The 20,127-nt window shown below is 71.4% G+C and carries 21 protein-coding genes; 11 read left to right on the forward strand and 10 right to left on the reverse strand.

Annotated elements, in window-relative coordinates; translation table 11 throughout:
* Positions 1-166: 166 nt before the first annotated feature.
* Genes MDN94_RS34790 through MDN94_RS34805 form a run of 4 tightly spaced genes read right to left on the reverse strand, consistent with a single transcriptional unit; the run spans position 167 to position 3,937 of the window.
* Positions 167-1,324, reverse strand: a complete 1,158-nt coding sequence (locus MDN94_RS34790) for an acetyl-CoA C-acetyltransferase (RefSeq protein ID WP_482729796.1) — start codon at positions 1,322-1,324, stop codon at positions 167-169.
* A gap of 28 nt (positions 1,325-1,352) precedes the next feature.
* Positions 1,353-1,940: a TetR/AcrR family transcriptional regulator gene (locus MDN94_RS34795; protein WP_482729797.1), complete on the reverse strand. Its 588-nt coding sequence runs from the start codon at positions 1,938-1,940 to the stop codon at positions 1,353-1,355.
* Between the two features lie 45 nt (positions 1,941-1,985).
* A complete protein-coding gene (locus tag MDN94_RS34800; protein ID WP_482729798.1) occupies positions 1,986-2,774 on the reverse strand; it encodes an SDR family oxidoreductase in 789 nt (262 codons plus the stop codon).
* Complete coding sequence (locus tag MDN94_RS34805; protein WP_482729799.1) at positions 2,771-3,937, reverse strand: acyl-CoA dehydrogenase family protein; 1,167 nt, start codon at positions 3,935-3,937, stop codon at positions 2,771-2,773. Before MDN94_RS34805 ends, MDN94_RS34800 begins: the two co-directional genes overlap by 4 nt.
* A gap of 103 nt (positions 3,938-4,040) precedes the next feature.
* On the opposite strand from MDN94_RS34805, the gene MDN94_RS34810 reads away from it, so the two are divergent.
* The 4 genes from MDN94_RS34810 to MDN94_RS34825 are packed head-to-tail and all read left to right on the forward strand — an operon-like array spanning position 4,041 to position 8,179.
* Positions 4,041-4,898 carry an enoyl-CoA hydratase gene (locus tag MDN94_RS34810; protein WP_482729800.1) on the forward strand — a complete coding sequence of 286 codons (858 nt, stop codon included), beginning with the start codon at positions 4,041-4,043 and terminating at the stop codon, positions 4,896-4,898.
* Complete coding sequence (locus MDN94_RS34815) at positions 4,898-6,076, forward strand: acyl-CoA dehydrogenase family protein (RefSeq protein WP_482729801.1); 1,179 nt, start codon at positions 4,898-4,900, stop codon at positions 6,074-6,076. The genes MDN94_RS34810 and MDN94_RS34815 overlap by 1 nt, the downstream gene beginning before the upstream one ends.
* Positions 6,076-7,065, forward strand: a complete 990-nt coding sequence (locus MDN94_RS34820) for an acyl-CoA dehydrogenase family protein (protein WP_482729860.1) — start codon at positions 6,076-6,078, stop codon at positions 7,063-7,065. Before MDN94_RS34815 ends, MDN94_RS34820 begins: the two co-directional genes overlap by 1 nt.
* Positions 7,066-7,105: 40 nt before the next feature.
* The gene (locus MDN94_RS34825; RefSeq protein WP_482729802.1) at positions 7,106-8,179 is read left to right on the forward strand and encodes an acyl-CoA dehydrogenase family protein; all 1,074 of its coding nucleotides are present in this window, start codon (positions 7,106-7,108) and stop codon (positions 8,177-8,179) included.
* 59 nt (positions 8,180-8,238) lie between these two features.
* Here the strand turns inward: MDN94_RS34825 and MDN94_RS34830 are convergent, their stop codons facing one another.
* The 4 genes from MDN94_RS34830 to MDN94_RS34845 form a co-directional block, all read right to left on the reverse strand.
* Positions 8,239-8,712: a hypothetical protein gene (locus tag MDN94_RS34830; protein ID WP_482729803.1), complete on the reverse strand. Its 474-nt coding sequence runs from the start codon at positions 8,710-8,712 to the stop codon at positions 8,239-8,241.
* The gene (locus MDN94_RS34835; RefSeq protein WP_482729804.1) at positions 8,709-10,562 is read right to left on the reverse strand and encodes a glycoside hydrolase family 15 protein; all 1,854 of its coding nucleotides are present in this window, start codon (positions 10,560-10,562) and stop codon (positions 8,709-8,711) included. Before MDN94_RS34835 ends, MDN94_RS34830 begins: the two co-directional genes overlap by 4 nt.
* A 25-nt stretch (positions 10,563-10,587) precedes the next feature.
* A complete protein-coding gene (locus tag MDN94_RS34840) occupies positions 10,588-11,838 on the reverse strand; it encodes an NAD(P)/FAD-dependent oxidoreductase (RefSeq protein WP_482729805.1) in 1,251 nt (416 codons plus the stop codon).
* 263 nt (positions 11,839-12,101) lie between these two features.
* A complete protein-coding gene (locus MDN94_RS34845; RefSeq protein WP_482729806.1) occupies positions 12,102-12,917 on the reverse strand; it encodes a helix-turn-helix transcriptional regulator in 816 nt (271 codons plus the stop codon).
* Positions 12,918-13,040: 123 nt separating this feature from the next.
* Between MDN94_RS34845 and MDN94_RS34850 the strand changes: the two genes are divergently transcribed.
* Positions 13,041-13,181, forward strand: a complete 141-nt coding sequence (locus tag MDN94_RS34850; RefSeq protein ID WP_482729807.1) for a hypothetical protein — start codon at positions 13,041-13,043, stop codon at positions 13,179-13,181.
* A gap of 1 nt (position 13,182) precedes the next feature.
* Positions 13,183-13,842, forward strand: coding sequence for a GTP cyclohydrolase I FolE (gene folE / locus MDN94_RS34855; protein ID WP_482729808.1), 660 nt, complete (start codon positions 13,183-13,185; stop codon positions 13,840-13,842).
* A 462-nt stretch (positions 13,843-14,304) separates the two neighbouring features.
* Here the strand turns inward: folE and MDN94_RS34860 are convergent, their stop codons facing one another.
* The gene (locus tag MDN94_RS34860; protein ID WP_482729809.1) at positions 14,305-16,290 is read right to left on the reverse strand and encodes a heavy metal translocating P-type ATPase; all 1,986 of its coding nucleotides are present in this window, start codon (positions 16,288-16,290) and stop codon (positions 14,305-14,307) included.
* Positions 16,291-16,411: 121 nt separating this feature from the next.
* On the opposite strand from MDN94_RS34860, the gene MDN94_RS34865 reads away from it, so the two are divergent.
* From MDN94_RS34865 to MDN94_RS34885, 5 genes are all read left to right on the forward strand, one after another.
* On the forward strand, positions 16,412-16,780 hold the full coding sequence (locus MDN94_RS34865) for an ArsR/SmtB family transcription factor (RefSeq protein WP_159694553.1): 369 nt from the start codon (positions 16,412-16,414) through the stop codon (positions 16,778-16,780).
* 429 nt (positions 16,781-17,209) lie between these two features.
* Positions 17,210-17,617 carry a phage holin family protein gene (locus tag MDN94_RS34870; protein ID WP_482729810.1) on the forward strand — a complete coding sequence of 136 codons (408 nt, stop codon included), beginning with the start codon at positions 17,210-17,212 and terminating at the stop codon, positions 17,615-17,617.
* Positions 17,614-18,012 carry a DUF3618 domain-containing protein gene (locus MDN94_RS34875; RefSeq protein WP_482729811.1) on the forward strand — a complete coding sequence of 133 codons (399 nt, stop codon included), beginning with the start codon at positions 17,614-17,616 and terminating at the stop codon, positions 18,010-18,012. Before MDN94_RS34870 ends, MDN94_RS34875 begins: the two co-directional genes overlap by 4 nt.
* Entirely contained in the window at positions 18,009-18,275 is a 267-nt protein-coding gene (locus MDN94_RS34880) for a DUF4235 domain-containing protein (RefSeq protein WP_482729812.1), read from the forward strand. Before MDN94_RS34875 ends, MDN94_RS34880 begins: the two co-directional genes overlap by 4 nt.
* 288 nt (positions 18,276-18,563) lie before the next feature.
* Positions 18,564-19,646 carry a YihY/virulence factor BrkB family protein gene (locus MDN94_RS34885; RefSeq protein ID WP_482729813.1) on the forward strand — a complete coding sequence of 361 codons (1,083 nt, stop codon included), beginning with the start codon at positions 18,564-18,566 and terminating at the stop codon, positions 19,644-19,646.
* Between the two features lie 124 nt (positions 19,647-19,770).
* Here MDN94_RS34885 and MDN94_RS34890 read toward each other — a convergent pair whose 3' ends face one another.
* Entirely contained in the window at positions 19,771-19,968 is a 198-nt protein-coding gene (locus MDN94_RS34890; protein ID WP_482729814.1) for a hypothetical protein, read from the reverse strand.
* Positions 19,969-20,127: the final 159 nt, after the last annotated feature.

Consider the following 20,127-nt stretch of genomic DNA (forward strand, 5'->3'; position numbering starts at 1 on the left):
ACCCGGAGATGTCGTCTTCACCCACCACGTCTGCTTCTCCTCGATACACGATCTACGTCGCTCGCAGCCTAGCAGTGGAGGCCGGGTTGCGAGGACGTCGCACGTCGGAAGGGGTCGATGACGGCGGCGTCGTCCTGGTCGCCGCCCACGCATTCGTGTCTCGGCGCTACAGCCGTTCGATGATCGTGACGTTCGCCTGGCCGCCGCCCTCGCACATCGTCTGGAGGCCGTAGCGGCCGCCCGTGCGCTCCAGTTCGTGCAGCAGGGTGGTCATCAGCTTGGTGCCGGTGGCGCCGAGCGGGTGGCCGAGGGCGATCGCCCCGCCGTTGACATTGACGCGCGAAGGGTCGGCCCCGGTCTCCTTCAGCCACGCCAGCACCACGGACGCGAACGCCTCGTTGATCTCGACCAGGTCGATGTCGTCGAGCGTCATCCCGGCCTTCTTCAGTGCGTACGCCGTCGCCGGGATCGGCGCCGTCAGCATGCGGATCGGGTCCTCGCCGCGCACCGAGAGGTGGTGGATGCGGGCACGCGGCGTCAGCCCGTGCTCCCGTACGGCACGCTCGCTCGCGAGCAGAACGGCGGACGCGCCGTCGGAGACCTGGGAGGAGCAGGCCGCGGTGATGCTGCCGCCGGCGATCACCGGCTTCAGGCCGGCCATCTTCTCCAGACCGGTGTCGCGGCGCGGACCCTCGTCCGTGGTGACATCTCCGTACGGGACGAGCTCGCGCTCGAAGCGGCCCTCGTCGATGGCGCGGATCGCCCGCTGGTGGGAGCGCAGCGCGAACTCCTCCATGTCCCGGCGGGAGATGCCCCACTTGGCGGCGATCGTCTCGGCGCCCGCGAACTGGTTGACCGGCCGGTCGCCGTAGCGGGCCCGCCAGCCCTCGGAGCCGGCGAAGGGGCCCTGGGTCAGGCCGAGCGGCTCGGCGGCCTGGCGGGTGGCGAAGGCGATCGGGATCATCGACATGTTCTGCACGCCGCCCGCGACCACCAGGTCCTGGGTGCCCGACAGCACCGCCTGGGCCGCGAAGTGCACGGCCTGCTGCGAGGAGCCGCACTGCCGGTCCACCGTCACACCGGGCACTTCCTCCGGCAGCCCGGCGGCCAGCCAGCAGGTGCGGGCTATGTCACCGGCCTGGGGGCCGACGGTGTCCAGGCAGCCGAGCACGACGTCCTCGACGGCCGCGGGATCGGCGCCCGAGCGTGCCATCAGCGCCTTGAGGACGTGTGCTCCGAGGTCCGCCGGGTGGACGGCGGACAGCCCGCCGTTCCGCCTCCCGACGGGGGTACGGACCGCTTCGACGATGTATGCCTCGGCCATGGCCACTCCTTCTCCGATGTCTGCGGTGTCAGGCGCGGAGGGCGATCCCCTCCAGCACCATCGACAGGTACTGGCGGGCGATCTCCTCCGGGCTGTGCTGTCCCTCCGGCCGGTACCAGGACGCGGCGACCCAAACGGTGTCGCGGACGAAGCGGTAGGTGAGCCGGACGTCGAGGTCGGCGCGGAAGACACGGTCGGCGACGCCGCGCTCCAGCGTCCCGAGCCACGCCTTCTCGAACTTCTGCTGCGACTCGGCGAGATAGCCGAAGCGCGGCTGGGTGCGGAGGTGCTTGGACTCCTTCTGGTAGATCGCGACCGCGGCACGGTGCCGGTCGATCTCCCGGAAGGACTCGGTGACGAGGGCCTCGATCGTCTCCCTGGGTCCGAGTCCGGCCTCGAGGACGGCGTCGTACCGGGCCCACAGGTCGTCCAGAAAGGTGGAGAGGATCTCGTCGAGCATCGACTCCTTGGAGTCGAAGTGGTAGTAGAGGCTGCCCGCGAGCATCCCCGCCGCGTCGGCGATCTTGCGGACGGTGGTGGCGTTGTACCCCTGTGCGGCGAACACCTCGGCCGCGGTGGCGAGGAGTTCCTCGCGCCGGTCGGGCGACGGGCTCATGGTGGTCTTCCTACTGCTGCTTTTCGGCACACGGCCATTCTCGCCTCATGGGTGCTGGCTGCTGACGGCCAGGATCTCCCCGGTCATGTACGAGGAGTAGCCGCTGGCCAGGAACACGATGACGTTGGCCACCTCCCACGGCTCGGCGTGGCGGCCGAACGCCTCGCGGGAGGTCAGTTCCTCCAGCAGTCCGGGGGTGGTGACCTTCACCAGGTGCGGATGCATCGCGAGGCTGGGCGAGACGGCGTTGACGCGTACGCCGTAGTCGGCGGCCTCCAGCGCGGCGCAGCGGGTGAGTGCCATGACGCCGGCCTTGGCAGCGGCGTAATGCGACTGACCCTTCTGTGCCCGCCAGCCGATCACCGAGGCGTTGTTGACGATGACGCCTCCCCCGCCCGCTGCCTTCATGCGGCGCAGAGCGGCGCGGGTGCAGCGGAAGGTGCCGTTCAAGGTGACGTCGAGGATCTTCTCCCACTGCTCGTCGGGCATGTCGACGAGATCGGCCGTGCCACCGAGTCCGGCGTTGTTGACCACGATGTCGAGGCGACCGTGCCGCTCCTCCGCGAGGTCGAAGAGTGCCGTGACCTGGGTCTCGTCGGTCACGTCGCAGGGCAGTGACGTCACGCGGTCCGCACCGAATCGGGCGGTCAGTTCCGCCGCTGACTCCTTCAACCTGCGGGCGTGCGCGTCGGACACGACGACGTTCGCCCCCTCCTCCAGGAGCCGCCTGGCGGTCGCGCCGCCGATGCCGGCGCCCGCTGCGGCGGTGACGACGGCGGTACGCCCGGCGAGCAGATGGTGGCCCGGCACGTACGGCGGCGGGGCCGAGGTCATGGGCGAACCTCCTTGGGCAGGCCGAGCACCCGCTCGGCGATGATGTTGCGCTGGATCTCGTTCGATCCGGCATAGATGGTGTCGGCGCGGGAGAAGAGGAACAGCCGCTGGAAGTCGTCGAGGTCGTACGGCTCGCCGGCCGCCAGCATTCCGTCGGCGCCGTGGACATCCATGGCGAGCTCGCCCAGTTCCCGGTGCCAGGTCGCCCAGAAGATCTTGCCGACGGACGACTCGGGGCCCGGTGCGCCGGCCGATACGCCGTCGAGCATCCGGAGTGCGTTGCCCCGGATGATCTCCAGGCCGATCCAGGCCCGGGCGATCCGGTCACGGATCAGCGGGTCCTCCGCCGCGCCGTTGCGCCTGGCGAGGTCGATGACGGCCTCCAGCTCCCGGCGGAAGCCGACCTGCTGGCCGAGGGTGGACACACCGCGTTCGAAGCCGAGCGTGGCCATGGCGACCTTCCAGCCGTCGCCGGGGGTACCGACGATGTTCGCCGCGGCTGTGCGGGCGCTGTCGAAGAAGACCTCGCTGAACTCGCAGGTGCCGGTCAGTTGCGTGATCGGCCGCACGTCCACACCCGGCTGGTCCAGCGGCACCAGCAGATAGGACAGGCCCTGGTGGCGGGTGGAGCCGGGTTCGGTGCGGGCGACGACGAAGCACCAGTCGGACCGGTGCGCGAGTGAGGTCCAGGTCTTCTGGCCGGTGACCGTCCACTCCTCGCCGTCGAACTCGGCCCGCGTCCGCACGCCTCCCAGGTCCGATCCGGCGTCCGGCTCGCTGTACCCCTGGCACCACAGCTCCTCGACCGCGACGATCCGGGGGAGGAACCGCTCGCGCTGCCCGGGCGTGCCGAAGGCGATCAGGGTGGGGCCGAGCAGTTGCTCCCCGATGTGGCCCACGCGGGCGGGTGCGTCCGCGAGGGCGTACTCCTCGTGGAAGGCGACCTGCTGCTCGAGGGTGGCGCCCCGGCCGCCGTACTCCTTGGGCCAGCCGACGCAGGTCCAGCCCGCGGCGGCCATGTGCCGCTCCCAGGCGAGGCGTTCGTCGAAGGCCTCGTGCTCCCGGCCCGGGCCGCCGCGCCGCCGCAGATGCGCGAACTCCCCCGTGAGGTTGGCTCGCAGCCAGTCGCGGAAACCGGTGCGGAACTCCTCGACGCTGCTCATGGGCGGCTCCGGGCGGCTCGCGGCGAAGGGGCGGCCCGACTTCTCGACGGCCGATGGCTCGTACGTTAACCTACCAAACACTTGTTAGGGAAGGAGGGGGCGGATGTCCGCTGCCCGCACCGAACCGGCTGAACCCGTCCGGTACGAACGCCACGGTGCCGTCGCCGTGGTCACCATGGACCGGCCCGATCACCGGAACGCCCAGAACTCCGCGATGACCTACGCCCTGGACCGCGCCCTCTACCGCGCGGCCGACGACAATGCGGTGAAGGTCGTGGTCCTCGCGGGAGCGGGGAAGCACTTCTCGGCCGGCCATGACATCGGCACCCCGGAGCGGGACGCGCACCTGCCGTTCGACCGTAAGGCGGGTCTTTGGTGGGACCACTCGGACAAGCAGGGAGCGGAGAGCCGCTACGCCCGCGAGTCGGAGGTCTACCTGGGCATGTGCCGCCGCTGGCGCGAACTGCCCAAGCCGTTGATCGCCTCCGTGCAGGGCGCGTGCCTCGCGGGCGGACTGATGCTGGCCTGGGTCTGCGACCTGATCATCGCCTCGGAGGACGCCTTCTTCGCCGACCCGGTGGTGCGCATGGGCATCCCCGGCGTGGAGTACTTCGCCCACCCATGGGTGATGCCGCCGCGCATCGCCAAGGAGTTCCTCTACACCGGCGACCGGATGAGCGCGCAGCGCGCGTACGAGGTCGGGATGGTCAACCGGGTTGTACCCCGCACCGAACTGGTCGACCGCACCATGGAGTTGGCGGCCCGGATCGCCGACATGCCGCGCCTGGGGCTGGCGCTGGCCAAGCGGGCCGTCAACCAGGCCGAGGACCTTCAGGGGTTGCACGCCGGACTGGACTCGGTCTTCGGGCTGCACCACCTGGCGCACGCGCACAACGCCGAGACCGCGAGCGACCCGCTCGCCGGCATGGACGTCCGCGCGATGAAGGAGGCCTCCTCCTGATGGACCTCGACTTCACCGCGGAGGAGGAGGCGTTCCGTGCCGAGGCACGCGCATGGCTCGCCGCCCGTGTCCCGGCCGCGCCTTTGCCTTCCCTGGAGACCGCCGAAGGTTTCTCGGCCCACCGGGAATGGGAGCGGACAATGTATGCGGACCGCTGGTCGGTGGTCTCCTGGCCCGAAGAGCACGGCGGCCGGGGCGCCTCGGTCCTCGAGTGGCTGATCTTCGAGGAGGAGTACTACGCCGCCGGCGCACCCGGCCGGGTCAGCCAGAACGGCATCAATCTCCTCGCCCCCACCCTCTTCGAGCACGGCACGGACGAGCAATTGGCCAGGATCCTGCCGCCGATGGCGAGCGGCGAGGTGGTCTGGGCCCAGGCCTGGTCCGAGCCGGAGTCCGGCTCGGACCTCGCAAGCCTGCGCTCCACGGCCGTACGCGCCGACGGCGGCTGGCTCTTGAGCGGCCAGAAGACCTGGTCGTCGCGGGCGGCCTTCGCAGACCGCGCGTTCGGCCTCTTCCGTGGCGACCACGGCGGCACGAAGGCGACCAGGCCGCACCACGGCCTGACGTACCTCATGTTCCCGCTGGACGCGGAAGGGGTGACCGTGCGCCCCATCGGCCGGCTCGACGGCAAGCCCGCGTTCGCCGAACTCTTCCTCGACAACGTCTTCGTCCCGGACCGGGACGTGATCGGCGAGCCGGGCCAGGGGTGGCGGGTCGCCATGAGCACCGCGGGCAACGAACGCGGGCTGACGCTGCGCAGCCCGGGACGGTTCTCCGCGGCGGCCGACCGCCTGGAGGCGCTGTGGCGCTCCCGCGCCGACCCGGGCGACACCGCCCGGCGCGACCGGGTCGCGGACGCGGTCGTCGGCGCCCGCGCGTACCGGCTGTACACCTACGCGGCTGCCTCGCGGATCGCGGCCGGAGAGACGATCGGCGCCGAGTCGAGTCTCAACAAGGTCTTCTGGTCGGAGTTGGACATCGCCCTCCACGAAACCGCGCTGGACCTGCTCGGCCCGTACGGCGAACTGTCGGACACGGCAGAGGAAGCGCCCGCCCAGGGGAGCTGGGCCGAGGGGTACACCTTCTCCCTCGCCGGCCCCGTCTACGCCGGCACCAACGAGATCCAGCGCGACATCATCGCCGAGCGGCTGCTCGGCATGCCGAGGGGACGCCGGTGATGCGGTTCCTCCTCGACGGCGAGCAGCAGGCGTTCGCCCGCTCCCTCGACGGCATGCTCGCGGCGGCCGGCACCCCCGCCGTCGTGCGGGCCTGGGCCGTCGGGGACACCGCACCCGGCCGCGCGCTCTGGTCCCGGCTCGCGGCGGCCGGCGTCTTCGCCCTGGCCGTGCCGGAGCGGCACGGCGGCCTCGGCCCGCTGCCCGTCGAACTCGCCGTCGCCTTCACGGAACTGGGCCGCCACGCGGTGCCGGGTCCCCTGGTGGAGACGGTGGCCGTGGCGGCATTCCTCGACCGCCTCGGAGACGACACGGCAGCCGTCGCGTGGCTGCCCGCCATCGCGTCCGGCAAGACGGCCGCCTCACTGTGTCTGCTCTGCGAGAGCAGCCCGTACGCCCTGGACGCCCACGCTGCCGACGCGGTCTTCGTCGTGGAAGGCGACGCCGTACGCCTGGCAGCGGCGGCAGGGCCCGTACAGCCGTCCGCCGACCCGGCGCGCAAGCCGGCCCGCCCGCTCGGCGGAACCGTCCTGGCGCGGGGCCCGGAAGTGGCCGCCGCGGCCGCGCACGCCGCCGACGTCGCTGCGCTGGGGACGGCTGCCCAGGCCCTCGGTCTGGGCCGCACCCTGCTCGCACGAACGGTCGAACACGCGCAGAGGCGCTCCCAGTTCGGGGTGGCGATCGGCTCGTTCCAGGCGGTCAAGCACCGGCTGGCCGACACATTGATCGCTCTGGAGTTCGCCCAGCCGCTGATCCATGCCGCGGCAGTGGCCCTGGCCGCGCACGATCCGGCGTCCGGCCGCGAGATCGCGGCGGCGAAGGTCACGGCGTGCGAGGCGGCCTACGCCGCTGCCCGTACCGCACTGCAGATCCACGGCGCCCTCGGCTACACCGAGGAGCTCGACCTCTCCCTGTGGATCCGCAAGGCCCGACCGCTGCGGTCCGCCTGGGGCACACCGGCCGCCTGCCGCGCCCGCGTGCTGGCCCCCTGAATCCGGCCCGGACCGAGCGGCACAGAAGGGAGCCCGCAGGGTGAGGCCGACACAAGAACAGAAGGAACTGCGGGACGCCGTGCGGGCATCGCTCGCGCGGCACGAGGACGCGGCGGCCTGGCTGCCGTTGACCGGGCAGATCGGCGTCGCCGGACTCTCCGTCCCCGAGGAGTACGGCGGAGCGGGCTGCGGTGCACGTGAGGTCCACGTCGTCATGGAGGAGTTGGGCCGGAACCTCAGTCCCGTCCCCTACCTCGGATCCGCGGTACTCACGGTGCAGGCTCTGCTCGCATCCGGGGACGCGAAGGCATGCGCGCGGCTGCTGCCGGGACTCGCCGAGGGCCGGACGGTGGGGGCCCTCGCCTGGGCGGAACGCGGTTCCTGGAACCCGGCGGCCGTGCGGGCCCAGGCCTCCCGTGGCGCGGGCGGCGCCTGGCGGCTCACCGGGGCCAAGGAGTTCGTGCTGCACGGCACCGAGGCCGCTGTGCTGCTCGTGGCGGCGCGGACGGCGGTCGGGGTCTCCCTGTTCCAGGTGCCCGTCGACGACGCGGGTCTGCGCCGTGAAGCGGTGGTCACCATGGACCGGTCCCGGGCACAGGCACGCATCGTTCTCGACGGGGCCGAGGGCCGGCTGATCGGCGCGGAGGGCGACGGCGGCCGGATCCTGGGGCGCGTACTGGACCTGGCCTGCACGGCGCTCGCCGCAGAGCAGACCGGCGCGGCCGAGCGCTGCCTGGAGCTCACGGTGGCCTACGCCCGGGAGCGCGTCCAGTTCGGCCGGCCCATCGGCTCCTTCCAGGCGCTCAAGCACCGGCTGGCGGACGCGTACGTGCTGGTGGAAGCGGCACGGTCGGCCGCACTCTGCGCTGCCTTCGCCGCCGACGCCGGCTCGTCGGAGTTGACGCGTTGCGCGGCCGTCGCCAAATCCGCCTGCTCCGAGGCTTTTTCCGCGGTGGCGGGCGAGACGATCCAGTTGCACGGCGGCATCGGCATCACCTGGGAGCACGACGCCCACCGCTACTTCAAGCGCGCCCACGGTTCGGCCCAGCTGTTCGGCCCACCGTCGTGGCACCGGGGCCGGCTCGCCAAGGAGCTCGGACTCACCGCGACCTGACCGGACCCTGCCCGGGGCCGGCGGTCCCTGCCCCGTGCCGGCTCGGGCGCTCGGCGCGGTCAGGTGAGGAAGCCTCCCACGATGGCGCCGTATCCGAGGTGTGCGGCGAGGGTGACGGTGGGCGTGCCGGGGCCGTAGTTGAGCATCAGGAAGCCGGGTGGTTCCAGCAGCGCGACGTGGGGGGCGCTGGTCTCGGGTGTCCCCATGCGCGGGTGGACGAGGGGCAGCAGGATGTTGACCAGGGCGGTCGCGGCGAACAGACCGTGGACGAGGCCGAGGAGACATCCCATCCACCAACCGGCTTCGCCGATCGCGACGAAGACCGCGTAGTAGATCAGGGCGAAGATCTGGCCGTTGACGAAGTGCGCGCCGTATCCGAGGGCCTTGGCGCGGGTCCGGTTGCTGCTGAAGGCGGTGCCGAGCAGGAACGGCAGGTCGATGCGGGTGAGTTTGAAGGCGTTGGCGGCGCGCAGGGCCGTCGTCAGGACCAGGGTGCCGACGAACCCGCCCGCCAGGGCGGCCCAGATGTTCATGGTGCGGCCCGCCCGATGACGCAAGCGGCGCTGATGAGGGCCAGGTGGGACAGGCCTTGGGGCAGGTTGCCGAGGAACGCGCCGGTGGTGGGATCTATCTCCTCGCTGTAGAGGCCTACGTCGTTGCCCAGGGTCACGAGCTCGTCCATGAGCGAGACGGCCTCGTCCGTGCGGCCGCACCGGGCGAGGCCTTCGGCGAGCCAGAAGGAGCAGGCGAGGAAGGCACCCTCACCGCCCGGGACTCCGTCGGCGCCGAGATAGCGGCTGACGTAGGGGCCGTCCCGCAGGGAATTCTGGACGGCGGCGACAGTCGCATACGTGCGAGGGTCGTCGGGCGGCAGGTAGCCGTGGAGCAGACCGAGGAGGAGCCCCGCGTCCATGGCGTCGCTGTCCGTGGAACGCACATAGCTGTTCCGGCGCGGGTCGAAGCAGCGGTTGTCGACGAAGTCGGCGACGGCCTGTCGTTCGCGCCGCCAACGGGACGCGTGCCGGTCGGGGATCAGACGGCGTGCGGCGAGGCGAAGGGCGCGGTCGAGGGCGATCCAGCACATCATCTTGGACTGGGTGAAGTGTTCGGGTGCGCTGCGCACTTCCCAGATGCCCGCGTCCGGCAGCTGCCACGCGCTGCAGATGAAGTCGGCGGTCTCGGCCAGCCGGCGGGCGATGTCGGCGTCGAGCCGGTTGCCTGCCGTGGTGTACAGCCAGGCGGTCTGCAGCAGTTCGCCGTAGGTGTCGAGCTGGAGCTGGCCGGCGGCGGCGTTGCCTGCCCGCACGGGCACCGAGTTCCGGTAGCCCGACAGGGGCACGATGTGCTCAGGTGCGCGGGTGCCGCCGTTGAGGCGGTACAGCACATGGAGACGTGGGTGGGTGAGTTGGGAGGCGTGCATGAGCCACCAGAAGTAGCTGGTGGCCTCCGGCGCACAGCCCAGCCGGAGGAATGCGTCCAGGGTGAAGGCGGAATCCCGGATCCAGCTGAAGCGGTAGTCCCAATTCCGCTCCCCGCCCAGCTCCTCGGGCAGCGAGGTGGTCACGGCCGCGGCGACCGCGCCCGAGGGGGCGAACACCAGCAGCTTGAGGGCAAGAGCACTGCGCAGGACCGCCTCGCGCCAAGGTCCGCCGTAGGTGCGGTCGTCGCTCCAGCGGCGCCAGGCGGCGGTGGTGCGGTCGAGGCGGGCCTCGCACTCCGCACGGGTGGGCAGGACCAGGGGTTCTTGATGTGCGTACGCCAGGGCGATGACGGCCGGGGTGCCGGCCTCGGTCCGGAAGCCGGATGCGACGGCATCGCCGGTGAGCTGCGGCTTTCCCGCGTTCCAGGCGCAGACGGCGACGGCATCGGCGCCGGAGGTGGCCACGGGGACGCCGGCACGGTGAGTCAGGTGCGGCGCCCGGGTGCCGTAGTCGAAGCGCGGCTCGACGCTCCAGCGCATGGGAACACTGCCGGCGAGGCCCTCGATCCGCCGGACCAGTTCCCGCCCGGGTGCCAGGGAAGTGCCGTCGGGGAGGGACAACGCATCGGTCAGCCGGACGGTGCCGTGAGCGGTGGTGAACGTCGTCTCCAGCACGTTGGTGCCGGGGAGGTAGCGGCGGCTCGCGGTGTACGGCACGTCGGGCCGGAGGAGGAACCGGCCGCCGCGTGCCGGGTCGAGCACGGCGGCGAACAGGCTCGGCGAGTCCAGGTCCGGCCAGGCCAGCCAGTCCACGGAGCCGTCACGGGCGACGAGCGCGGCGCATCGCCCGTCCCCGATCACGGCATAGTCCCGCAACTGCGCGTACCCGTCTGCCCGTAGCGGCTGCGCCGCGTCCGGGACGACCCCGGGTGTACGGCCGGATCCGGCATGCCTGGCTGTCACCTTCGAACCGCCTTCCCCGGGAAGCTCACCCGGCCGTGGCCGGGTGGTCGAGAAGGTCGCCCAGGGAAACGTCGGGGTCGGCGAGCCTCGCCGCGTCGACCGGTCGCCGGGAGGTCACGAGGGCGCGGATCGGGTCGGTGACGTCCCAGACGTTGACGTTCATGCCGGCCAGCACCCGCCCCTCGGCGAGCCAGAAGGCGATGAACTCGCGGGTGTCCCTGCGCCCACGGAAGACGACCTTGTCGTAGCCGCCGGGTTCGACGTAGCCGGTGTACTCCATGCCCAGGTCGTACTGGTCGGTGAAGAAGTACGGAACGCGGTCGTAGGACACGTCCTGGCCGAGCATCGCCTTGGCCGCGGCTTGCGGCTGGTTGACGGCGTTTGCCCAGTGTTCGACACGGATGTGCTTCCCGAGCAATGGGTGAAAGGCGTTGGCGACGTCGCCGGCGGCGTGAATGTCCGGGTGAGATGTACGCAGTTGGGCGTCGACGAGGACGCCGTTGTCGACCTCCAGGCCGGCAGCGTCGGCAAGCCGGACGTCGGGGGTGATGCCTACGCCGACGATGACCGCGTCGGCGTCGATACGGCTGCCGTCGGCCAGCACCAGACCGTTCACCCGGCCGCCGTTCCCCGTGATCTCGGCGACCTGCGCACCGAAGCGAAGGTCGACCCCGTGGTCGGTGTGCAATTCGGCGAAGACCTGGGCCACCTCGCGGCCCAGCACACGCAACAGGGGCAGCTCCGCCGTCTCCAGCACGGTGACCTCCGCACCGGCCGCGCGGGCGGCAGCCGTGGTCTCCAGGCCGATCCAGCCGGCGCCGATCACCACGATGCGGGATGCGGACGCGAAGGCTTCCTTCATACGGTCGCTGTCGGCGAGGCGGCGCAGGTAGTGGACCCCGTCGAGATCGGCTCCGGGCACGGTCAGGCGACGCGGCGAGGAGCCGGTGGTCAGGAGCAGCTTCTCGTAGCCGACGCGGCTGCCGTCAGCGAGCGTCACCTCGTGTCCGGCCGGTTCGATCGCGGTGACGGCCACGCCCAGGCGCAGGTCGACGTCGTGCTCGGCGTACCAGCGGGGAGGGTGGACGTAGACGGTGTCACGCTCGTCCTTGCCCAGCAGATAGCCCTTCGACAGCGGCGGGCGTTCGTATGGATGCTCGCTTTCCTCTCCGAGCAGCACGACGGGGCCCTCGAACCCCTCTTCCCGGAGGGTTTGTGCCGCCTTGGCACCGGCCAGGCCGGCTCCGACGATCACGAATGCTGTGCTCGCGGCCATGTTCTCTCCTCTGCTGCGTCGGCCGGCCCTCAGGCGGACGGCGTTCCGTCCCTGCTGCGTCGCAGGTGGCCAGGCCATCGTCGTCGACAGCCGGGCGCTGTCGACGGTTGATCTGTTCCCCGGTGTGTCTCCGACAGGTCGATCGACGGAGGCTGTGAACGCTGGACCGCTCACCGGCGGCCGGCGGCATCAGTCAGCGGTGTGCGCGGCCTGCCGGTCGGGGTTGCCACTCATGGTGTTCTCCCTTGCGTCGTGGGATGTCGTTACGGCGTGGTGCCCTCATCCGGGGCGGGCTGCTGAGCGCCCGTCTCCTTCGGGCAGGTGCCGTCGGCGGAACCGGGCGCTCCCGGGCCGTCGCCCGCGGCCCGCAGCTCCACGCAGCACCGTCCCGGGTGGGGGGCGAGGACCGCGTCCGTCCCACCGGCCTGCAATCCCTCGAGGAAACCGCCGAGGAAGGCCTGGTTGATGCCGCAGACCAACTGGGGCGAGCGGGCAACGAGGGGATGGAACGGGCAGTTGAGCAGCCGCAGCTCGCCAGGGGCCCGACGGGCGGGTTCGAAGCCGAACTCCTCCAGCACGGAGGCCGTCAGCGTGATGGACCGCTCAGGGCCGAGGCGTCCGGGACGGGTGTTGGAGCGTGTCGCGGCTCCGAGCTCTTCACCCCGCCGACGGGCCGTGCGCAGCGCGGCGGCCTGCGCGCCTTCGCCCTGTTCCTGTTCGAGGACCGCGTCGAGGAGGATCTCCGCGAGGACGTCGGGGCGGCGCTCAGGGATGCTGATGCGGATGTCGGTCTCGGCCGGCTCGTACACCTTGGGCTTGCGGCCGACCCTTCGGACGCCTCCCGGACTGTCGTAGCGAGAGTGCAGCAGCCCGGCCACGACGAGTTTGTCCAGGTGGAAGGCGGCCAGCTTGACGGAGATGCCGGCATCCGCGGCCGCCTCCTCCCGGGTCACGGGCCGGTGTGCGCGCCGGGTGAAGTCGTACAGGGTGCGGCGCACCTCGTCCGCGAGCACCGAGACCGCCTCCACGCCCGCCGCGGCGCGGGGAGGGGGCGAAGCCGGAGTCAGTCCTGAGGTCATACCTTCACGATAACTCCAATCAGCGCTGGCGGAACCAAGGAATCTTTGGTTTTTCGTGCATACCTTGACCGACTTCCTCAATAAGTCCAATACTGATTGGTGAAACACTGAGAGGAGCCCGCCATGCCCACAGAACTGCACAAGCAGGTGAAAGAGCCGGTCAGCGCCGGCCTCGCGCCCTCGGACCGGCCACCGGCCGCGCCGCCCGAGGTCATGCGGCCGGTCAGTACGTGGGCGGGCAGTGCTCTCGGGTCGGGTGAGTGACATGACCCAGGACCTTCACTCCCCCTTGCACATAGCCCCCGACCCGTCTCCCTCCCCCGACCCGGTTTCGGCGCCCGCCGCGCTACGCGTGGTCCACGACGCGGAGGGGGTGGACCTGACAGCCGCCGAACTCGCAGCGGGGCAGTTCCTTCAGGCGCTGGGTATCGACACCGGTTCGGAGAGTCTGCGGGGCACGCCGGGCCGCATGGCGCGCGCCTACGCCGAACTGTTCAGCCCTCGCCCGTTCGACCTGACCACGTTCCCCAACGACGAGGACTACGACGAATTGGTCCTCGCCCGGAGCATCCCGCTCCGGAGCGTCTGCGAGCATCATCTTCTGCCGTTCGTCGGTACGGCCCACATCGGCTACCTGCCCGGGCAGCGGATCCTGGGCCTGTCCAAACTCGCGCGGGTCCTCGAGCATTTCGCCTGCCGGCCTCAGGTGCAGGAGCGGCTCACCAAGCAGGTGGCCGACTGGCTCCAGACCCACCTGGAGCCGAAAGGCGTCGGCGTCGTCATCCAGGCCGAACACACCTGCATGACGCTGCGTGGCGTCCAGGCCACCGGGGCGACGACGATGACCTCCACTCTCCTCGGTCTGCTGCGCAGCGACGCGCGATCCCGCAGCGAGTTCCTGGCCCTGACCGGCCTGCCTCACTGACAGCGGCCCGGGAGCGGGGCCGGAGGCGCCCGTGACGAGTCGGGCGAACTCGCCCCGCTGCCGCTGCCGCTGACCGGGCCCCTGGACCTCGGTCCTCGTCGGTGTCGCCCGGCGCCGGTTCTCCGGCACCGACTGATGCGTGCTGCACAAGGCAGCCGGACCGGAGGAACGCCTCCACTCCGGGCGAGGCGCCGAAGCAGCCGCGGGGCGGGCGGGCACGGCAGGTGGGAGAGCGCTCACCACGCGCCCTTGGCCGCTGGGGTGAGCCGAACGCGGCCCACCGTCATGCCAACCGCCGCGCGGTGGGCCGCCGGAGCCGAGAAGGCGGGTGGGAGAGCGCTCACCCAGGCACCCCGCCGCCGAGTTGAGGTCAGGCACCCCCGCCGCCGGGCAGACTGCCGTCCTGCTCTCCCCGTCGGCCCAGGCCGACGGGGAGAGCGCTGACCAGCCCGCCCGCCGCGGTCAGGCCTGCGCGGCCCGGCGCCACGCCGACTCGCGCAGGAGCCGCAGGCCGTTGAGGCCCACCAGCACGGTGGAGCCCTCGTGGCCCGCGACTCCGAGCGGCAACGGCAGGTGCCAAGCCAGGTCCCAGACCACCAGCACGCCGATGCACACGGACGCGATCACCAGGTTCTGCACGACCAGCCGGCGGGCACGCCGCGACAGCGCCACGACGGCGGGGACCGCGGCCGCCTCGTCGCGCACCACCACGGCGTCCGCGCTCTCCAGCGCCAGGTCGGAGCCCGCCCGGCCCATGGCCACGCCTGCGGTCGCGGCGGCCAGCGCGGGCGCGTCGTTGACGCCGTCGCCCACGACGAGCACCCTGTCGCCCGCCCGCTCCCACTCCTGCACCGCCGCGACCTTGTCCTGCGGCAGCAACGCGGCCCGCACGTCAGCGATGCCGACCTCGTCCGCCACGCGGGCCGCCGCACGCGGGTTGTCGCCCGTGAGCAGTGTCGGCCCCGCGCCGGTAAGACGGGCGAGGGCGGCAACCGCCTCCGGGGCACCGGGCCTGAGCCGGTCCTCGACGGCCAGCACCGCGACCGGTTCGCCGTCCACCTCCACCACGACGGCCGTCCGGCCGTCGGCCTCCATCGCCGTCGCCTCCGCGCTCTTTCCGGCGAGCAGAGCTGCGGGGCTGCCGACGCGTACCGTGCGTCCGCAGACCTGCGCGGAGACGCCTCGCCCAGGAGCCGACTCGAACTGCCGCGCCTCCGGCAGCCGCAGGCACCGTTCGCGTGCCGCCGTGACCACGGCACGGCCCAGCGGGTGCTCGCTGTGGTGTTCGGCCGCCGCGGCGAGCGTCAGCGCCGTGTCCTCGTCGAGGCCACCGGCGGGCAGCAGACGTACCTCCGCGACGCGCGGCGCCCCTTCGGTGAGCGTGCCGGTCTTGTCGAGCGCGACGCGTGTGACGGACGCCAACGACTCCATGGCCACAGCGGATTTGACGAGGACTCCGTGACGTCCGGCGTTGGCGATCGCGGACAGCAGCGGCGGCATGGTCGCCAGCACGACGGCGCACGGCGAAGCGACGATCATGAACGTCATGGCCCGCAGCAGAGTGCTGGTGAAGTCGGCGCCGAATGCGAGGGGCACGGCCAGCAGCGCGAGGGTGGCGACCACGACCCCTGTGGAATACCGCTGTTCGATCTTCTCGATGAACAGCTGGGTGGGCGCCTTGGTGGCACTGGCCTCCTCGACCATCGCGACGATCCGGGCGATCACGGACCCGGCGGCGTCCGCGTCGACGCGGACGCGGAGCGAGCCGGTGCCGTTGAGGGTGCCGGCGAAGACGGTGTGGCCGGCGAAGCGGTCGACAGGGAGCGGCTCGCCGGTGATGGTCGCCTGGTCGACCTCACTGGCGCCCTCGAGCACGGTCCCGTCGGCGGGCAAGCGCTCTCCGGGCCGCACCAGAACGGTGTCCCCCACCCGCAGGTCGGACACGGGGACGGTCTCCTCCGTGCCGCCCGTCAGGCGCAGGGCCTGCGCCGGTGCGAGGTCGAGCAGGCCGCTGACCGAGTCGGCGGTGCGGCGGGTCGCGAGAGCCTCCAGCGCGCCCGACACAGCGAAGATGACGATCAGCAGCCCGCCGTCGAGAAACTGCCCGATGGCCGCGGCCCCGGCGGCCGCCACCACCATGAGGAGGTCCACGTCGAGGGTCTTGTCGCGCAGGGCCCGCACCCCTTCCAGGCCGGGCTCCCAGCCGCCGGCCGCGTAGCAGAGGGCGTAGAGCGGACCCCATGCCCAGGCCGGGGCGCCGCCGAGGTCGAGCGGCAGGGCGCACAGGAACGCGACGGCGGACAGTGCCGCCCAGCGGACCTCGGGCAGCGCGAACAGCCAGGTGCGCCGCCTGCCCGGTGCCGCCCGGGGTGTTGCTGCGGGCCGCGCTGTGGTGGCGTCGCGCACCGGCGTGGCGGTCGGGGACGTCGGCGGCGTCGGAGGAACCATCGGGAGCACACCTCTTCTTCGGGTTCCGGGGCACGGGGTGTGGGCGGAACCCGACCACCATAGCGGAATACATGAAGAGGTCTTCATTTGTTGCTTCTGCTGCGCGGCTACGATGTGCCCCATGGGACACGGAGTCAGCGGCGGGACCACCCCGGCCGCACATCTGGACGCGGACTCCGCGGCGACCATCGCCGCCACCCTTCAGGCGCTCGCGACGCCTTCCCGCCTCATGATCCTCACGCGGCTGCGCCAAGGCCCGTGCGGAGTGACCGAGCTCGCGGAGGCGGTCGAGATGGAGCAGTCCGCCGTCTCCCACCAACTGCGACTGCTGCGGGCGCTCAGCCTCGTCTCCGGCACCCGTCAGGGCCGGCGCATCGAGTACAGCCTCTACGACAACCACGTCGCCCAACTGCTCGACGAGGCCGTCTATCACATCGAGCACCTTCGGCTGGGCACCCGCGACGTGCCGGAGCCGGCCGACAGCGAGTAGACGGCGCGGCGCCCCCGTCGCCGCCTCCGGCGCCCCGCTCGGCACTCGTCCGGCGGGCCGGATCCGACCCATCGACCCCTGCAGTGGCAGGGCCACAGGGCTTCCCGGGGAGGTGCGCGTCCCGAGATCCGCAGAACATCCGGGCGGGGCCACCAGGGGAACGTGATCGCCCTCGGGCGGCTGGTGGCCGTTCACTGACCCACCGTCCGGAACGGGCCGTGCCGGACCGTCGCAGTCGGTGACGCCCCGCTGCGGCGCGACGGCCCGACGCCTCTGCGCCTCCGCCTTCCGGCTGCCCCCGTCCGCCACGGCGGCAGGCCCACGGAGCCGTCGCCGCGAAGGCCTTCGGCGGGCACGGGACCCGGCCGTTGTGTGTTCGGCGCCTTCTCGGGTAACCGGACCGCGTGGACCCGACAGGAGGTGGACCCGATGAGCAATTTCCATCGCACGGCCACGGACGAGCCGGTCGGTGAGCTCGTCAGCCGTGCCTCGCAGCAGATCTCCCAGCTGGTGCGGGAAGAGATGCGGCTGGCCCGGGCCGAGATGAGCGAGAAGGGCAAACGGTTCAGCATGGGCGGCGGGCTGTTCGGGGGCGCCGGCCTGGTCACGGTCCTTGCCCTGCAGGCGCTGGTCGCCACCGCGATCATCGCCCTCGCACTGGTCCTGCCGTGGTGGGCGGCGGCACTGATCGTCACCGGAGTGCTGTTCGTGATCGCAGCGATCCTCGGCGCGGCCGGAAAGAAGAGCATTCGGCGGGCCGGACCGCCCAAGCCCGAGGAAACGATCAGCAGCGTGCAGCGCGATGTCCGTGAGATCAAGGAAAGGGCACACCGATGAACACTTCCCCGCGAGGCAGCAGCAGGGATCCGAGCGCCCTCTCGGCCGATGAGCTGCGCACGCAGATCCAGCACACCCGCGACGAACTCGGCGAGACGGTGGAGGCGCTCGCGGCCAAGGCCGACGTCAAGAGCCGGGCCAAGGAGACCGCCGCGGGCATGAAGGACCAGGTGGGCCTCAAGGCCACCCGCGCCAAGGAGCAGGTGGCCGCCACCGCGGCCGCAGTGGGCGACACCATCCGCGAGAAGACCCCTCACCCCCGCCACGAGCACCACGCCGCACACGCGGCACACGCAGAACACGGCAACAACACAAAGCTGCTCGCCGGAGCGGGAGCGGGGTTCGCCGTGGCCGTCGTCCTCCTGATGCTGGTCAAGCACCGGAGGCACCGGTGAAGGCATCGAAGGTCTTCTACAAGCCCGTGGGTCTGGCGATCGGCGCCACGAGCGGCGCCGTGGCGGGGGCGGTGTTCGGCCAGGTGTGGAAGAAGCTGGGCCACGACGAGGACGCGCCGGACGCGACCGACGAGGGCCGCGGCTGGCGGGAGGTGCTGCTCGCCGCGACCCTCCAGGGCGCGATCTTCTCTGTCGTCAAGGCTGCCGTCGACCGAAGCGGTGCGGTCGCCACGAAACGGCTCACCGGTACCTGGCCCGGCTGACACGCCGTGGCCGACATCGCTCCCGCTTCCCTTCCGCTCACCGGTCCGGGCCTACGGAGGCCCGGACCGGTGAGTTCCGCCCGTGAGCTCTCCGTGTGAGCCCAGCCCGTGTCCACGAAGGCGCGTCGCCGGGTCGGCCGTGCCGCCTGTACGGGTCAACGGACGGACCCGGAACGGAATGCGCGCCCGCCGAGGGCCGAGCCTGCCGAAGGAGGCACCGACGCGAAGGCTTTCGACGGTGAGGGCATTCGGCTGATTGTCTTCCGCGAATGCGGATACACGGGCCATATGACCCGTTTTGCGAATCTGCGGCATCGTCACGAAGAAGCCTCTCGTCACGAGGCCGACCGTGCCACCGACACGGGACCGCAGCCCGCTGCCGGCACGGATCAGGAGCCCGGCCCCGACCGGAGTGTGGAGCGCAACGCTCCGGACAAGCCGACCGACATGCCCAAGAGATCGTTCGGACAGGTGCTGCGGGGCACGTTCAAGGAGTTCAAGGACGACGAACTGACCGACCGTGCCGCCGCTCTGACCTACTACGGCATTCTGGCGCTGTTCCCGGCCCTGCTGGTGCTCGTCTCCGTGCTCGGCATCATGGGCGAGAGCACGACGCAGAAGGTGCTCGACAACATCCAGCAACTCGCCCCGGGCCCGGCCCGCGACATCCTCACCGACGCCGTCACCCAGCTTCAGGGCAGCTCCAGCACCGGCTCGATCCTGGCGATCGTGGGCCTGCTCGCCGCCCTGTGGTCCGCGTCCGGCTATGTGGCCGCGTTCATCCGCTCCTCGAACGCCGTCTACGACGTACCCGAAGGCCGGCCCGCATGGAAGGTACTGCCGGTCCGCGTCGGTGTGACTCTCGCCCTGACGATCATGGCCTGTGCGAGCGCCCTCATCGTCGTACTCTCCGGAGACATCGCTCAGCGGCTCGGTACGGCGCTCGGCGTCGGGGACACCGCCATGACGGTCTGGACCTACGCCAAGTGGCCGCTGCTCGTCGTGCTGGTCACCTTGATGGTCGCGCTGCTGTACTGGGCCACACCCAACGCCAAGGTCCGGGGCTTCAGATGGATCAGCCCCGGCAGCTTCATCGCAGTGGTGATCTGGCTCGTCGCGTCGGCCGGCTTCGCCTTCTACGTGGCGAACTTCGGCTCCTACAACAAGACGTACGGCACCCTCGCCGGCATCATCATCTTCCTCGTCTGGCTGTGGATCACCAACCTGGCCATCCTCCTGGGGCTCGAGTTCGACGCGGAACTCGCCCGGGAACGCGCGCTTGTCGGTGGCCACCCGAAGGACGCCGAGCCCTATGTCAAGCCCCGCGACACCCGCAAGTGGACCGACGAGGACCGACGGCGAATGAGCTGACCGGGCCCGCCGGCGGTCGGTGTCCAAGGGCCGGCATCGAAGAGCACCGCGTGACATCCGCGGTCCTCGTCGATGCCGGCCCTCGACTACCGCTGTGATGTGGTGCGGTGCTCGCGCTGTCCGATCAGGATCCGTCGGCCTCCACGATCCGCCACCGGCCGACCTCCTGGTGCTGCGAGTCGTAGACGGCCGACCCGTCGCCCGGCTTCAGCGCGTAGTGGTTCAGGTTCCCGCCCCAGTAACGGAGGATGCGGCCCAACTCGCCCGCCGTTTCGTGCGCGGGCCACCCGGCGTCCACGTCGACTTCCAGAACGAACTTCACGCTCTTGTCTCCCCTCACTGAACGGTTCGGACCCGCCCGCTGTTCGGGCCGGGCCCGCGGTATCAATTGTTTCATTCAAGTGCGATGTGAGACTTTGAGACCCATCAGCACTGGCCGGCTCTTGGATATGCCCGACAAGTCTCAAACCGGAGTGAGGCA

This window comes from Streptomyces sp. WAC00040 (assembly GCF_056835925.1).

Excerpts from the sequence above, each read along its gene's own strand:
- MDN94_RS34790 (WP_482729796.1), bottom strand. The coding sequence starts at position 1,324 with ATGGCCGAGGCATACATCGTCGAAGCGGTCCGTACCCCCGTCGGGAGG.
- MDN94_RS34795 (WP_482729797.1), bottom strand. The coding sequence starts at position 1,940 with ATGAGCCCGTCGCCCGACCGGCGCGAGGAACTCCTCGCCACCGCGGCC.
- MDN94_RS34800 (WP_482729798.1), bottom strand. The coding sequence starts at position 2,774 with ATGACCTCGGCCCCGCCGCCGTACGTGCCGGGCCACCATCTGCTCGCC.
- MDN94_RS34805 (WP_482729799.1), bottom strand. The coding sequence starts at position 3,937 with ATGAGCAGCGTCGAGGAGTTCCGCACCGGTTTCCGCGACTGGCTGCGA.
- MDN94_RS34810 (WP_482729800.1), top strand. The coding sequence starts at position 4,041 with ATGTCCGCTGCCCGCACCGAACCGGCTGAACCCGTCCGGTACGAACGC.
- MDN94_RS34815 (WP_482729801.1), top strand. The coding sequence starts at position 4,898 with ATGGACCTCGACTTCACCGCGGAGGAGGAGGCGTTCCGTGCCGAGGCA.
- MDN94_RS34820 (WP_482729860.1), top strand. The coding sequence starts at position 6,076 with ATGCGGTTCCTCCTCGACGGCGAGCAGCAGGCGTTCGCCCGCTCCCTC.
- MDN94_RS34830 (WP_482729803.1), bottom strand. The coding sequence starts at position 8,712 with ATGAACATCTGGGCCGCCCTGGCGGGCGGGTTCGTCGGCACCCTGGTC.
- MDN94_RS34840 (WP_482729805.1), bottom strand. The coding sequence starts at position 11,838 with ATGGCCGCGAGCACAGCATTCGTGATCGTCGGAGCCGGCCTGGCCGGT.
- MDN94_RS34845 (WP_482729806.1), bottom strand. The coding sequence starts at position 12,917 with ATGACCTCAGGACTGACTCCGGCTTCGCCCCCTCCCCGCGCCGCGGCG.
- MDN94_RS34850 (WP_482729807.1), top strand. The coding sequence starts at position 13,041 with ATGCCCACAGAACTGCACAAGCAGGTGAAAGAGCCGGTCAGCGCCGGC.
- folE (WP_482729808.1), top strand. The coding sequence starts at position 13,183 with ATGACCCAGGACCTTCACTCCCCCTTGCACATAGCCCCCGACCCGTCT.
- MDN94_RS34860 (WP_482729809.1), bottom strand. The coding sequence starts at position 16,290 with ATGGTTCCTCCGACGCCGCCGACGTCCCCGACCGCCACGCCGGTGCGC.
- MDN94_RS34865 (WP_159694553.1), top strand. The coding sequence starts at position 16,412 with ATGGGACACGGAGTCAGCGGCGGGACCACCCCGGCCGCACATCTGGAC.
- MDN94_RS34870 (WP_482729810.1), top strand. The coding sequence starts at position 17,210 with ATGAGCAATTTCCATCGCACGGCCACGGACGAGCCGGTCGGTGAGCTC.
- MDN94_RS34875 (WP_482729811.1), top strand. The coding sequence starts at position 17,614 with ATGAACACTTCCCCGCGAGGCAGCAGCAGGGATCCGAGCGCCCTCTCG.
- MDN94_RS34885 (WP_482729813.1), top strand. The coding sequence starts at position 18,564 with ATGACCCGTTTTGCGAATCTGCGGCATCGTCACGAAGAAGCCTCTCGT.